General features: G+C 60.2%; 15 protein-coding genes. 10 read left to right on the top strand and 5 right to left on the bottom strand.

The annotated features are described in order from the left end of the window. The first annotated feature begins 70 nt into the window (after positions 1 to 70). Entirely contained in the window at positions 71 to 1,210 is a 1,140-nt protein-coding gene (locus J7412_RS15475) for an S-(hydroxymethyl)glutathione dehydrogenase/class III alcohol dehydrogenase (RefSeq protein WP_280637743.1), read from the top strand. Between the two features lie 71 nt (positions 1,211 to 1,281). Here the strand turns inward: J7412_RS15475 and J7412_RS15470 are convergent, their stop codons facing one another. Both J7412_RS15470 and J7412_RS15465 read right to left on the bottom strand, forming a co-directional pair. Beyond that, positions 1,282 to 1,902 carry a TetR/AcrR family transcriptional regulator gene (locus J7412_RS15470; protein ID WP_209079469.1) on the bottom strand — a complete coding sequence of 207 codons (621 nt, stop codon included), beginning with the start codon at positions 1,900 to 1,902 and terminating at the stop codon, positions 1,282 to 1,284. Positions 1,903 to 2,024: 122 nt separating this feature from the next. Then, positions 2,025 to 2,375 (bottom strand): helix-turn-helix domain-containing protein, encoded by a 351-nt coding sequence (locus J7412_RS15465; protein ID WP_209079468.1) that lies wholly within the window; start codon positions 2,373 to 2,375, stop codon positions 2,025 to 2,027. Between the two features lie 72 nt (positions 2,376 to 2,447). On the opposite strand from J7412_RS15465, the gene J7412_RS15460 reads away from it, so the two are divergent. The 4 genes from J7412_RS15460 (at position 2,448) to J7412_RS15445 (ending at position 5,967) form a co-directional block, all read left to right on the top strand. Next, a complete protein-coding gene (locus J7412_RS15460; protein WP_209079467.1) occupies positions 2,448 to 3,338 on the top strand; it encodes a DMT family transporter in 891 nt (296 codons plus the stop codon). Positions 3,339 to 3,700: 362 nt separating this feature from the next. Then, a complete protein-coding gene (locus J7412_RS15455) occupies positions 3,701 to 4,630 on the top strand; it encodes an AEC family transporter (RefSeq protein WP_209079466.1) in 930 nt (309 codons plus the stop codon). A 36-nt stretch (positions 4,631 to 4,666) separates the two neighbouring features. Then, positions 4,667 to 5,500: an S-formylglutathione hydrolase gene (fghA, locus tag J7412_RS15450; protein ID WP_209079465.1), complete on the top strand. Its 834-nt coding sequence runs from the start codon at positions 4,667 to 4,669 to the stop codon at positions 5,498 to 5,500. A 17-nt stretch (positions 5,501 to 5,517) separates the two neighbouring features. Further along, positions 5,518 to 5,967: a YaiI/YqxD family protein gene (locus J7412_RS15445; protein WP_209079464.1), complete on the top strand. Its 450-nt coding sequence runs from the start codon at positions 5,518 to 5,520 to the stop codon at positions 5,965 to 5,967. A gap of 17 nt (positions 5,968 to 5,984) precedes the next feature. Here the strand turns inward: J7412_RS15445 and J7412_RS15440 are convergent, their stop codons facing one another. Beyond that, entirely contained in the window at positions 5,985 to 6,479 is a 495-nt protein-coding gene (locus J7412_RS15440) for an SRPBCC domain-containing protein (protein WP_209079463.1), read from the bottom strand. A 242-nt stretch (positions 6,480 to 6,721) separates the two neighbouring features. On the opposite strand from J7412_RS15440, the gene J7412_RS15435 reads away from it, so the two are divergent. The 3 genes from J7412_RS15435 (at position 6,722) to J7412_RS15425 (ending at position 9,306) form a co-directional block, all read left to right on the top strand. Next, positions 6,722 to 7,687: a DMT family transporter gene (locus J7412_RS15435; protein ID WP_209079462.1), complete on the top strand. Its 966-nt coding sequence runs from the start codon at positions 6,722 to 6,724 to the stop codon at positions 7,685 to 7,687. Between the two features lie 84 nt (positions 7,688 to 7,771). Continuing rightward, on the top strand, positions 7,772 to 8,395 hold the full coding sequence (locus J7412_RS15430) for an HAD family phosphatase (RefSeq protein ID WP_209079461.1): 624 nt from the start codon (positions 7,772 to 7,774) through the stop codon (positions 8,393 to 8,395). After that, the gene (locus J7412_RS15425) at positions 8,392 to 9,306 is read left to right on the top strand and encodes an ornithine cyclodeaminase (RefSeq protein ID WP_209079460.1); all 915 of its coding nucleotides are present in this window, start codon (positions 8,392 to 8,394) and stop codon (positions 9,304 to 9,306) included. Before J7412_RS15430 ends, J7412_RS15425 begins: the two co-directional genes overlap by 4 nt. A 188-nt stretch (positions 9,307 to 9,494) precedes the next feature. On the opposite strand, the gene J7412_RS15420 is transcribed toward J7412_RS15425, so the two are convergent. Further along, a complete protein-coding gene (locus J7412_RS15420; protein WP_209079459.1) occupies positions 9,495 to 10,733 on the bottom strand; it encodes an MFS transporter in 1,239 nt (412 codons plus the stop codon). A 138-nt stretch (positions 10,734 to 10,871) separates the two neighbouring features. Between J7412_RS15420 and zapE the strand changes: the two genes are divergently transcribed. Together zapE and J7412_RS15410 are read left to right on the top strand one after the other, a co-directional pair. Continuing rightward, a complete protein-coding gene (zapE, locus tag J7412_RS15415) occupies positions 10,872 to 11,942 on the top strand; it encodes a cell division protein ZapE (RefSeq protein ID WP_209079458.1) in 1,071 nt (356 codons plus the stop codon). Between the two features lie 134 nt (positions 11,943 to 12,076). Next, on the top strand, positions 12,077 to 12,988 hold the full coding sequence (locus J7412_RS15410) for a LysR family transcriptional regulator (protein ID WP_209079457.1): 912 nt from the start codon (positions 12,077 to 12,079) through the stop codon (positions 12,986 to 12,988). Positions 12,989 to 13,040: 52 nt separating this feature from the next. Here J7412_RS15410 and J7412_RS15405 read toward each other — a convergent pair whose 3' ends face one another. Next, positions 13,041 to 13,745 carry an NAD(P)H-dependent oxidoreductase gene (locus J7412_RS15405; RefSeq protein ID WP_209079456.1) on the bottom strand — a complete coding sequence of 235 codons (705 nt, stop codon included), beginning with the start codon at positions 13,743 to 13,745 and terminating at the stop codon, positions 13,041 to 13,043. Between the last annotated feature and the right edge of the window lie 37 nt (positions 13,746 to 13,782).

The raw sequence follows: 13,782 nt of genomic DNA, 5'->3' as shown, positions 1-13,782 counted from the left end.
CGTCGCCATTAAGGTTGCATAGCGCGCGGGTTTCAACCACGCTCTGAGCAAATCATGGAGGATAAGCAAAATGATGCGTACCCGTGCCGCCGTCGCGCTAGAAGCCGGCAAGCCTTTGGAAATTATGGAAGTGAACCTCGAAGGCCCGAAAAAGGGTGAGGTTCTGGTGGAGATCAAGGCCACCGGCCTGTGCCACACCGATGAATTCACCCGTTCCGGCGCGGACCCTGAAGGGTTGTTCCCCTCCATCCTCGGCCACGAAGGCGCAGGCGTTGTGGTGGAAGTGGGCGAAGGTGTCACCACCCTGAAGCCCGGCGACCACGTGATCCCACTCTACACCCCTGAGTGCCGTGAATGTCACGCCTGTCTATCGGGCAAAACCAACCTCTGCACCGCGATCCGTGGCACGCAAGGCCAAGGCCTGATGCCCGATGGCACCACCCGTTTCTCCATGCTCGATGGCACGCCGATCTACCACTACATGGGCTGCTCGACCTTCGCGAACCACACGGTTTTGCCGGAAATCGCGCTCGCAAAAGTGCGCGAAGACGCGCCGTTTGACAAAATCTGCTACATCGGCTGCGGCGTCACCACCGGCATCGGCGCGGTGATCAACACCGCTGGCGTCGAGATCGGCTCCTCCGCGGCGGTCTTCGGCCTCGGCGGCATTGGTCTCAACGTCATTCAGGGCCTGCGCATGGCCGGCGCTGACATGATCATCGGCGTTGATCTCAACAACGACAAAGCCGAGATGGCCAAGAAGTTTGGCATGACCCACTTCGTGAACCCCTCCGAGCTGCCCGAAGGCCAGTCCGTGACCGAAGCGATCATCGAGCTCACCAAAACCGAGAAAGACCAGTTCGGCGGCGTGGATTACTCCTTTGACGCCACCGGCAACGTGCAGGTCATGCGCGACGCGCTGGAATGCTCCCACCGCGGCTGGGGTGTTTCCGTGATCATCGGTGTAGCACCAGCCGGCGCTGAGATCTCCACCCGCCCCTTCCAGCTGGTCACCGGTCGCGTCTGGAAAGGCACTGCCTTTGGCGGCGCGAAAGGCCGCACCGACGTGCCTCAGTTCGTTGACTGGTACATGGACGGCAAGATCGAGATCGACCCGATGATCACCCACAAACTGACGCTGGATGAGATCAACCACGGCTTTGATCTGATGCACGAAGGCAAGTCCATTCGCGCAGTGGTGGAGTTCTAAACCGCTCCCCTAAAACACAAAAACGGGTCGCTTCGGCGGCCCGTTTGCTTTTTGCCTACATAGTGCGCCCCCTAGCGCACCCCATAGCGCGCCATGAACATTTCCACAGCGCCCTCGACCACGTGCTCCACCTCACCTGCCGCAAACTCTGTCTGCACGCCGGTCACCTGCCGCAGAAACAGCCCGGCCTTGCACAGCTCCGCAAACTGGTCCGCTGCCAGTTTCTTATCGGGCACCCGCAGCTCCCCGCGCGCTTCTGCTTCAGCAAAAAACGCCATCAACCGGCTCTGACAAAGCTGCGGGCCGGAGGTGTAAAACTGCTGCCCCAACTCGGGAAACCGGTCCCCTTCCGACACACAGACCCGAAACATATTGCGCCCGAACTCGGACAGGATGATCCCCATCAGCCCGCGCCCGACCACGCGCAAAACCTCGGCGGCCGGCTGCGTGCCATCCACTGCCGCCTCCAGCTGTTCGGCCTGCTCCGCACATTCCTGGCGCACAACCTCCATGAACAGCATCCGCTTGTCGGGGAAATAGTTGTAGAGCGTCGCCTTGGAGACCTGCGCCGCCTGCGCGATATGGTCCATACTCACACTTTCAAACCCATGCTGCATGAACAGACGCCGCGCATGATCCAGAACCTGCGCAAATTTCCGGCCTTGCCGAATGATGGGGCTTTGGGTGTTCATAAGGCTGTGCTGACCTCTTGGCTGGCGTGCGTCCAGACAGTACACCGCCGCTTTCCCCTGCGGCAAGTCCGGTTGCGAAACTTGTTTCGACAGCCCCGCAAAACCTGGGCCCTCCAATACCGCTAGCCGTCCTGTGAGCTCTCCGCCAGCCCCTGCGCCCACTTCGGCGCCCAAGGGCCAAAGGGGGCCAACAGCGCAAACAACTCATGGCCGGCAGCACTCAGTTCATACCCCGCATCGCCGCGCTGCACCAACCCGCTGGCCATCAACTCTTTGAGACGCCGGTTCAGCACCGTTGGCGACACCTGCTCACACCGCGCCTGCAATGCGCGAAAGGTCAGCGCCCCGTCTGAAAGCTGCCACAAAACCCCAAGCGCCCAGCTGCGCCCCAAAAGGTCAAACAGCGCCATAATCGGCTTGCCGGTCTTTGAGCCGCGCACGGGGCGGCCGGGTGTTGGCACCTGATGCGTCATAGATCCTCCTTGCTACACATTCGATAGCACATTATTGCTACACAAAACGTAGTGAATCTGTTGAGCCCTGTCATGACCCTTCTTCCCCTTCTTGCCGCGCTGGGTGCGTCTTTTGGCTGGGCCAGTGGCATCGTGATTGCCCAATCCCCTGCAAAGCAGTTGGGGGCCTTTGCCTTCACCCATATCCAGCTGGTCGCCTGCGGGTTGCTTGCGGCCGCGCTCACCACCGCGCTCGGGCACTGGCACAGCGTCCCGTGGCAATTCTGGCCCGCCTTTGTGTTCAGCAGTGTCTTTGGCATTCTGCTGGGCAACCTTGCCATGATCGCCTGCCTGCGCAGAGGCGGCCCCAGACGCACAGAGCTGCTGCTGTCTCTGAAGGCCCCCATCGTGGGCGGCATCGCCTTTCTCTGGCTGGGGGAAGTGCCCGCGCCAGCTGATATCCTCGGCGCCACCATCACCCTGATCGGGGTCTGTATCGCCATTGTTTTTGGCACCAACACCGAATCCCAAAGCGACGCGCGCTTTGCCCCTTTGCTGCACATTGTGGGCTTGGGCGTGGTGGCCACTGCCCTGCAGGGGGCTGGTTTTCTGGCCATGAAACCCGCGCTCGAAGCCGGGCTGACCCCCATTGCGGCCACCGCCCTGCGCCTCTTGGGTGCTGCGGCCTTGATTTCTGTGATGGCCTGCCTGCCAATGAAAGCGGTGAAACCGAACACGGCGCTCAATCCGCCTTTGCTGGGCAAAACCATCCTGCCGGGGGTGATCGGCTATATATTTGCCTCGTCTCTGTTGCTCTTTGCCTTTGCGCATCTGGATGCGGGCATCGCCGCGACGCTGGGCGCATTGTCCCCGGTGCTGATCTTGCCGATCCTCTGGGCCAAAGAGCGTCTTCGGCCACATCCCATGGCCCTTATAGGCGCGCTGACCGCCGTGTCAGGCACAGCGGTAATCGCCTTGCTCTAACGCCTGTGCACAATCACGAGGTTGCATCAGAGCGCTGCCTATTTCGTCGTCATTTGGCCGTGAAATAGATGGCTTGTCCTGCGCCCAAATCCCTAAATCATCGTCCAGTAAATCTGCAACAACTGTAGCAGGTCACATAGACCGGCCCCCGACCCTGGGTGGGGGTGAAGCCCCCTCCCTTGGGGAGGGTCGGGGGCTGGTCGGCTTCGCCACCTGCACGCAGGTAGAGACCAAGCGCCTCAGGTTTTCACGACCATGATTTGGAACTGAGCAATTTTGGACTGAAGCTGATGCGACCTCCTGATTGCCCACAGGCCCCAGCCCACCCTTGCCACCTGCACCAAACCTGTTAAGCCTTGGCCATGCTGGCAATCTTTCTGAAAACACTGCCGTTTTTTGCGCTCATTGGCCTTGGCTACTGGGCCGGGCGCACGCGGTTCTTCTCAGAGGAGGCCACGGCCTATCTCACCAAATTTGTGTTCTATTTCGCGCTCTCAGCGATGCTGTTCCGCTTTGCCGCCAATCTCAGCCTTGCTGAGGTTCTGAACTGGCGCCTGATGGGAGCCTATCTGCTGGGCAGCTGCGTGATCTACGGGCTGGCGACCAGCATTGCCATGCTGCGCAAACAGGATGTGGCCACCGCCGCTGTCGAGGCGCAATGCGCCACCATCGGTAATGTCGGCTTTCTGGGCGTGCCCATGCTGACACTTCTGATGGGGCCAGACGCCATCGGCCCTGTGATGCTGGTGCTGGCGGTGGATCTGATCGTCTTCTCCAGCCTCATTGTGATCCTGATCACCGGTTCACGGGACGGGCGCATGAACCTCGCAATCCTGCGCACGGTTGCCGCCGGTTTGATTCGCAATCCGATGATTGTGGCGATTTCGCTGGGCTTTGTCTGGTCCGCCCTTGCGCTGCCGATCCCCGCGCCTGTGAACGAGTTTCTGGCCATCCTTGGCGGCGCGGCCACACCTGGGGCGCTCTTTGCCATTGGCGCGTCGCTGGCCAGCAAATCAGCCGAGCGCGTGCAGGTGGCGGTCTGGCTCAGCTTTGCCAAATTGGTGCTGCACCCGTTGTTTGTGGCCATCGCCGTGCTGTGGGTTTTGCCAATTGATCCCTATTCCGCCAGTGTTGTGATCGCCGCTGCCGCCCTGCCGGTGGCTGGCAATGTCTATATGCTTGCGCAGCACTATGGCGTCGCCCCGCATCGGGTGTCCGCCGCCATTCTCTTTTCCACCGTCGCATCCATCGCTACGGTCTCGCTGGTGATTGCATGGGTCAGCCAGTTCTGACATTTTGGCGCAAACCGTTTGGCAGGAGCCCCACCCATGGAATTGATCTCTGAAAACCGCGCCTTTGGCGGCACTCAAGGCGTCTACACACACAATGCACACAGCACACGCTGTGACATGACTTTTGGCCTCTTTCTGCCCGAAGAAGCCAAGGTCGGCCCGGTGCCGCTCATCTGGTATCTCTCCGGCCTGACCTGCACCCATGAAAACGCCATGGTGAAGGCAGGCGCACAGCAATGGGCCGCCGAACAGGGCGTTGCGCTGGTCTTCCCGGACACCTCGCCCCGCGGCGAAGGCGTGGCAGATGATCCGGCCTATGATCTGGGTCAGGGCGCAGGCTTTTATGTGAATGCCACCCAAAAACCATGGGCGCCGCACTACAACATGTGGGACTACATCGCCGAGGATCTGCCGTCCTTCCTGCAGGAAGAATTCCCGGTGGATTTGTCGCGCCAGTCCATCATGGGCCACTCCATGGGTGGTCACGGCGCGCTAACGCTGGCCATGTCCCTGCCCGACCGCTTCCGCTCCGTGTCTGCCTTTGCCCCTATCGCCAACCCGACTGCGGCGGACTGGGGCCGCAAACAGCTTTCTGCCTATCTCGGCGACGACGAAGCCGCCTGGGCGGCCCATGACGCGACCCTGCTGATGCGCGAGAAAGGCTTTGACGGGCCGATCCTAGTGGACACCGGCACCGACGATCAGTTCATTGATCTCTTGCGCCCCGAAGCGCTGGCCGAAGCCGCCAACGCCCGCCGTCAGGAAGCCACCCTGCGTCTGCAAAAAGGCTATGATCACAGCTACTTCTTTGTGTCGTCCTTCATGGAAGAGCACATCGCCTTCCACGCCGAAGCGCTCTACGCAGACTAAGAACAGGACAGGCCCAAATGACTGCGATTTATGTGGATGCCGACGCCTGCCCGGTGAAAGCCGAGGTCGAACGGGTCGGCACCCGCCACAAGGTCAAAATCTACGTTGTCTCCAACGGCGGTCTCCGGCCCAGCCAGAACCCGCTTGTGGAAAACGTGATTGTGCCCGAAGGCCCGGATGTGGCCGATATGTGGATCGCAGACCGCGCCAAAACGGGGGATGTTGTCATCACCGGCGACATCCCTCTGGCCGCAAAATGTGTGGAGGCCGGGGCCCGCGTGCTCAAACACAACGGCGAGGCTCTCACCGCGGCCAACATCGGCAATGTGCTCGCCACCCGCGATCTCATGGCAGACCTGCGCGCCGCAGACCCGTTCCGTCAGGGCGGCGGCAAAGGTTTCACCAAAGCAGACCGCTCCCGCTTTCTGGATGCGCTTGAACGCGAGTTGCGCGCCGCCAAGCGCTAGCCCGAAAAAAAGGCCGCTTAAGCCGCTTCTCCCACCAGCAGGCGCTCCATCCGCGCAAGGTTCTGACGCCAGCCGCCTTCCACCATCGGCAAATACTCCACAAAACAGATCCGTTCAGTCAGAGAAGCTGCAACCGGCACCATCGACACCCCGAGCTTGGTGTGTTCGCCCGCAGGCGCAAGGGTGATCGTGGTCAGAATATCCTGCGGCCAATTCGGCAACGACTGGCTTGGCGTTTTCTGCCAATCCGCATCGGTCGATTGATGCAGCCAGACCAGACGCGCCTTTTCCTCAATCGTCTTGAACAGAATACGGCTGTGGTCACATTGCCCGTTAAACCGCATCTCCGTGCGCCACTCGCCGCCTTCCTCAAAGGCAAAGCCATGGGTCACGGTCTCAACGCCCACCCCGTACCACTGCCCAAGCAGCGACGGCACACTCAAGGCGGCCCAGACCTGACCCATCGAAGCCGCAATATCGCGCTCCAAGGTGAATACCGGCACGTCGATCATGACCCTAGTGTTCCTTTTCCTGCGCGCGCCTCACACGCATCTGTCTTGCCTTCAAACACACCGGTGGCGTCCGAGGGCGCACCTGTGCTTCCCCTAAATACGGCCACAGCCTTAAGAAGTTCTGACGATAGACCGGATTTGGCCCCCAAATCCGCACCGCTGCGCCCACCGCAAAAGCGCAAAAATCCGCACAGGTCGTTTTTGCTCTAGACGCTGAACGATTGTTCATCCCAAGTGGACACATGAGCCAAGCCCTGACCCATCGCCTGCCCCTCGGCCCGCTTTCGGCCGTGATCGCCGTGATCTTCTTCTCGATCAACGACGCGACGATCAAATTCCTGTCCGGTGACTACGCGCTGCACCAGATTGTGCTGATCCGCTCCGTCATCGGCTTGGCGATCCTGCTGGCCATCATTGTGCCTCTGCAGGGCGGCTTTGGCGTGCTGCGCACCAGCCGCTTTGGCATGCATATGTTGCGCGGCTTCTGCGTGGTCGCCGCCAACACAACCTTCTTTCTTGGCCTTGCGGTGCTGCCGCTGGCCGATGCTGTGGCGGTCTTCTTTGTCTCGCCCTTGCTGATCACTGCCTTTTCCGTGCTGCTGCTGGGGGAAAAGATCGGCCCGCGCCGCCTGCTGGCGGTGGGGCTTGGCATGGTTGGCGTTTTGATCATGGTGCGCCCGGGGGCTGAGGGCTTCAACGCCGCGCTCCTGCTGCCGATCCTCGCCGCCGTAGCCTATGCGCTGCTGCACGTGCTCACGCGCAAAATCGGCGGCACCGAAAGCGCGGCCACCATGTCGGTCTATATCCAGCTGGTCTTTGTAGTTGTCTCCGCCACCGTAGGGGCCACCCTCGGCCATGGCGCGTGGGAGGACAAAGGCGGCGAAATGCTCGCCTTCCTGCTGCGCAGCTGGCACATCCCCGCCGCGGCGGACTGGCCCCTGCTTGTGCTGCTGGGCATCGCAAGCGCGGGCGGCGGCTTCTTCATTTCGCAGGCCTACCGCCTGTCAGAGGCCAGCCTGATTGCCCCGCTGGAATATGTCGCTATGCCGATCGCGGTTGTCGTCGGCATCGTGCTCTTTGGCGAATGGCCCACGCCGGCCTCATGGCTCGGCATGGTGCTGATCATCGGCAGCGGCCTGTTTGTCTTCTGGCGCGAAACCAAGCTGGGCGATGTGCCTACGCCCGAACGCCCGCGCAGCCGCCGCTAGCAGCTGTATTTGATAGAAAAACCGGTTCCCCTGACGCCCCCGCCGCTCTACGGTCAGCCCAAAATATCCATACAGGGGAAGACCATGTCGCAAATCGAGGCCGTGATCTTTGACATCGGCAATGTGCTGATCGAGTGGCAACCGGAGAATTTCTACGACCGAACCGTGGGAGAGGCGCGCCGCAAAGCCTTCTTTGCCGACACAGACATTCACCGACACCACGAAGCCATTGATGCCGGGGCCTCCCTGCCGGAAATGATCGAAAGCCTCGTGCCGCAGTACCCGGAGTATGAGGCGGAGCTGCGCATGTGGAACGACAATTGGAACGATCTCGCCGCCCCGGCAATCCCCCATTCCGTGCGCCTGCTGAACGCACTGGTGGACAAAGGCGTCACGGTTTTCACCCTCACGAATTTCGGCCACGACAACTTCCCGCTGTCCCAAGCGGTCTACCCGTTCCTCAACCGCTTTGACCGGGAATATGTCTCTGGCCGTCTCAAACTGATAAAACCCGATCCGGCGATCTACGCCCATGTGGAAACCGACAGCGGTGTTGATCCCGCGCGCCTGCTCTTCACCGATGACCGCGCCGACAACATCGCCGCCGCCGCCGCACGTGGCTGGCAAACCCATCTCTTTGAACACCCTCAGGGCTGGGCTGACCGGCTGGTCACAGAGGGTCTCCTGACGGCGGAGGAAGCAAAATGATCCCTTATATCTCCTTTGAAGACGGAGAGAGAAACATCAACTGGCTCGGCCTCACCGATGCGCTGGCCGCTGGCCATGATCTGCCCCGCGCCGAAATCTCCGACAGCTTTCTCTATCGCGGCAATGACACGCTCTTGCAGCGTCAGGCCTGGATCGACGGTCTAGGTATCGCGGTCAAATCCGCCACCGTGTTCCCCGACAACCCGGCGCAGGACGTGCCCATGGTCAACGGGGCGGTCACCCTGTTTGACGACAATATCGGCACGCTCTCCGCGTTGATTGATTTTCACCTCGTCACCAAATGGAAAACCGCAGGCGACAGCCTTCTGGCCGCCCGCCGCCTCGCCCGCCCTGACAGCCGCAACATCCTAATCGTTGGCGCAGGCACGCAGGGGCGCAACCTGCGCGACGCTTATGGTGCCGCCTTCCCGGAGGCGCGCTTCACCGTCTGGAACCGCACACAGGCCAATGCCGAGAAAATGGCTGCCGAGATCGAGGGCCTTTCTGTGGCCACCGATCTGGAAACCGCCGTGGGCGAGGCTGACATCATCACCTGCGCCACCATGTCCACAGAGCCCACCTTGCGCGGCGACTGGCTGCAACCCGGCCAGCATGTGGATCTGATCGGTGCCTATCGCCCCGACATGCGCGAGGCCGATGACACCGCGCTCCAACGCGCCCGCGTGTTTGTGGACAGTTATGCCACCACCTTGGATCATATCGGCGAGTTGAAGATCCCGCTGTCTGAGGGCGCCCTCACCCGCGAGGATGTGCTGGCAGATTATTATGACCTGTCCCGGTTCACCCGCCAGTCAGAGGACGAGATCACACTCTTTAAGAACGGCGGGGGGGCCCATCTCGATCTGATGACCAGCCGCTACATTCTCGATCAATGGCAGGCCGCGAGCTGACGCGCGCGCCGTCCTCTTGCCAAACCGATGTTTGGGGCGAGATTGCGCCCCAACAAGCCGCCTAGGGCCTCTGTTTGCCGGCGCAACGCGCGGTTGGGTAACCTTTTTTCGCCGCCAAATTTCGCACCTCCGCAATACAGCCGCGATACAGACGCAATACCGACGTTCCGATTTATGGTTAACGCGACCTAGGCCGCGGACGCAACGGGCTCCCGTTTTTCGCGGATCGGAAGGTGCACAATCGCGCTGAACGCCCCGATGGCCACACCCAGCCACCACACCACCGTGTAGTCGCCGTATTGGTCATACAAACGCCCGCCCAGCCAGACACCCAAGAAGCTGCCAAGCTGATGAGAGAAAAAGACAATTCCGTAAAGCGTCGCCATATAGCGCAGCCCATAAAGATGCGCGACCAGCCCTGAGGTCAGCGGCACGGTGGCCAGCCACAGAGAGCCCATCACCAGCGAGAAGACCACCACCGTTGTCGGCGTGATCGGCATCAGGATGAACATTGCCGCCGCGAGGGTGCGCCCCGTGTAAACCCCTGCCAGCAAATACTTTTTCTGATAGTGCTTACCCAACCAACCGGCCAGCAAAGTGCCTCCGATGTTGGCCAGACCAATCAGCGAAATCGCCACCGCGCCCAGGGCAGAGGTGGTCGAAATCCCCAACCCCGCCAACATGCTCCCCGGCGCAATTGGCCCGCACATCTCAGTGATCATCGCCGGGAAATGCGCGGTCACAAAACCAAGCTGATAGCCGCAGCTGAAAAACCCAAGGAAAATCAACGTGTAAGACGGGTCCCGGAAGGCTTTCATCAGGATCGCCCCCATGCTCTCCTGCAGCTCCGCCTTGGGCGCCGCAGGCGCCCTCATCATCGGCAAGAGCAGCAGCACCGCGACAATCACCGCCGCAAAAACAAGGAAGGTCTCCTGCCAGCTCAAAAAGCCCAGCATCCATTCCGCCAGCGGTGCCCCAAACACCTGCCCACCTGACCCCGCAGCCGTGGCAATCGCCAGTGACATAGAGCGGTTCTCATCCGAACTGGCCCGCCCCACGACCGCCAGGATCACCCCGAACCCCGTACCTGCAATGCCAAATCCCACAAGGATTTCATAGAGTTGATGCGCTTCGGGTGTGACCGCGAAAGAGGACAGAACAAGCCCCGCCGCATAGGTCACAGCCCCCAGAATGATCGCTTTCCGGTCGCCCATCTTCTCGGAAATCATCCCGAAGAACGGCTGGCCAATCCCCCAGGCAAGGTTCTGAATCGCGATCGCCAGAGAGAATTCGCTGCGCAACCAGCCAAACTCATCGGCAATCGGGATCTGAAACACCCCAAAGCTCGCCCGAATGGCAAAGCTCACCAGAATGATGATACAGCCCACAATCAGCACCGGGGTCATAAGAGGAGTCTTCTGCGGCATGGGGGTTCTCCTGTTGCGCAGAGCAGATACTGCACAGTTTAAACAACACAGGCAATTCAGCATTTGTTTGCCCCCACATCACGCCTGTCAATGTAACGCCACTTTTCCTCCGCCCCGCGATTGGCTACACCCGATAATATGACAAGCTTGCCAGAGATTTACGCCGCCAAGGTTGCCGAAGGCATCCTCACGCCTGACGACGCCCAGACCGCCGTTTTGCCAGAGCTTGAGCGCATCCGCGCAGAGGTGAGCAAACCGGTCAAAAAGAGCTGGTTCCGCAAATCCACACCAGAACCCGTGCAGGGACTCTATCTCTGGGGCGGCGTGGGTCGGGGCAAGTCCATGCTGATGGATCTGTTTGTCGAAAGCCTCTCTGTCCCCGTCCGGCGCGTGCATTTTCATGCCTTTATGCAGGAAATCCACGAGGCCATGCACAAGGCCCGCGCTGATGGGGTTGAGGACGCCATTCAACCCGTGGCCCAAGCGGTGTCAGAGAGCGTGCGCGTGCTGGCATTTGATGAGATGCAGATCACCGACATCACCGATGCCATGATTGTGGGCCGCCTGTTTGAACAGCTTTTTGAGGCGGGTGTTGTGGTTGTCACCACCTCAAACCGCGTGCCAGACGACCTCTATAAAAATGGCCTCAACCGTCAGTTATTTCTGCCTTTTATAGCGATCATCAAGGAGCAGCTGCGGGTCTGGGAGCTGGTCAGCCCAACCGACTACCGCCAAAATCGCCTTGCGGGAAGTCAGGTGTATTTTGTCCAGGCTGGCACCGAGGCCCGCGCGCAAATCCGCGGCATCTGGGAAGATCTGACCGGTGGCGATGCCGCGCCATTGGTGCTTACGGTTAAGAGCCGCGAAGTCACCTTGCCCGCCTTCCGCAATGGTGTGGCTCGGGCGAGCTTCTTTGACCTCTGCGGTAAGATGCTTGGCCCCGGTGATTATCTGGCCATCGCCAATGCGGTGCGGGTTCTGATCCTGGAAGACATCCCTGCCTTGAGCCGCACAAACTTCAACGAAGCCAAGCGTTTCGTAACCCTGATCGACGCCCTCTATGAAGCCCGCGTTCGCCTAATCTGCTCTGCCGCAGCAGAACCAGAGATGCTCTATCTTGAGGGGGAAGGCACCTTTGAGTTTGAACGCACCGCTTCCCGCCTGCGCGAAATGCAAGACGCGGATTGGGGCCAAGAGCCTGAAAACTAATCCAAAAACAAGGGGCACAACTGCTATGCGAGCATCCCCAAACCGCGAGCAATAGTCACGTAAGCATTGCGCCTTAGGGAAAAACCACTCATTTCTGGATGGATCGTTCCACCCTTCCATGCAATGAGGCGCCCATGGATACTGACAGCCTCCGCCTTTTTGTGCTCGCCGCCGACAAGCTCAACATCAGCGCCGCCGGTCGGGAGCTTGGTCTGGCACCAGCCGTTGCCAGCGCCCGTCTGGCCAAGCTTGAGCACGCCCTAGGCGCCGACCTTCTGCACCGCTCTACCCGAAAGGTGTCTCTGTCACTGGAAGGCGCGGAGTTTCTCCCCTACGCGCGGGAAATCCTTGTTCAGGAGGAAGCCGCTTTGGCCGCTTTGGGCCAAGGTCGGGCCATGCCTACGGGCACGCTGCGCTTCACCGCGCCAAGCACCTTTGCGCAGCTCTACATTGCCCCGATCCTTCCCAAATTTCTGGAGCAATACCCGGGCATTACGCTGGACCTGCGCCTCTCAGACAGCCGGTTTGACCTGATCGAAGGCAGCTTTGACCTCGCGATCCGCAACTCAGCACTTGAGGACACCAGCCTCAAAGGGCGCAAACTGGCCAATGACCACCGCATCCTTTGCGCTGCCCCCAGCTACCTTGAGAAACGCGGCATCCCTCAAACGCCTGAGGATCTGCTCTCACACGAACTGATTGCCTTTGCCGATCAGGAGGCCAAACCTTTGCGCCGCCGTGATGGGGAGATCGGGAGTTTTGACCCGCATAAGGCCCGAGGCCGGGTGATCTTGGACGACGGCCTCAGCCAGAAATTGGCGACCATCGCCGGGGCTGGCATCTCCAGCAATCCGGTCTGGAGCGTTCATCAGGAGCTGAAGTCCGGTACGCTTGTTCGGGTGTTGCCCGATCACGAGGTGGCAGATGGCTCAGTGCTCTGGATGATCTACCCAAAAACCAACGTGCTCTCTGCCAAGGTGCGGGTGTTTATGGATTTTCTGATCGAAGAGATCGGCAAGTCACCGGTCTGGCAGACCCCGGTATAAAACCGCGCCCCGGTTTTGGGGGCGCAGTCAAAGTGCTTCGACAAAGCCGGCGTTAGAACCAGCTTACAGTCTCTTCCATGCTGCGGCGGATCTTGCCGAACTCCGGCTCATTGGCACGGTAGCCAAAGGCAAACATCACAGCCGGTTTGTAGAGCTTTGGATCGATGCCAAAGTGCTTTTCAAGCACCTCTGCGGTCTGTGCCATGTCAAAGCCTTCGATCGGGCAGGAATCGATGCCCATCAGCGCGCCTGTGGTCATCATATTCGCCAGCACGATATAGGCCTGCTTGCCTGCCCAGTCGCTGATCTCACGCGGGCTGGTGATCTTATGATCGTCGGATTGGAACTTGCCATAAGCGCCGTTGAAGATCTCGATCACCTCTTCAGGCAGCTGTTTCACATTGCGATAGAAGTTCTGCAGGTAATCGGAGCCCGCAGTCATGGTCTCTTCGGTGTGCGCCAGAATGATGCCGAAGTGGCTCGCAGTGCCCAGTTGGCCGGTGCTGCCGTTCATCATCCCGTTTGCCCCCCAGGAGAACTCACGGAACAGTTCACGGTTTTCGGGCTTCTGGAGCATGACGATCTTGAACGGCTCATGCCCAAAGGAAGTTGGCGACAGGCGCGCGGCTTCCAGAATGGTCTCAAAGGAGGCGTCATCAATCTTGCGCTCAGCGTCGAACACTTTGGTCGCGTGACGGAAGTTGAAGGCCTCAAGAATTTCGGCCTGGATGCGGGTGGTGTCAGTGATGTCTTTCATGTCTTCACTCAAAAAATCTGATGGCGCTCAGATATGA

Origin of the sequence: Shimia sp. R9_3 (genome assembly GCF_017743755.1) — a bacterium.
Taxonomy (GTDB): Bacteria; Pseudomonadota; Alphaproteobacteria; order Rhodobacterales; family Rhodobacteraceae; genus Shimia.
Note: the sequence above shows the minus strand (reverse complement) of the source record. Positions and strands in the feature narration are given on the sequence as shown.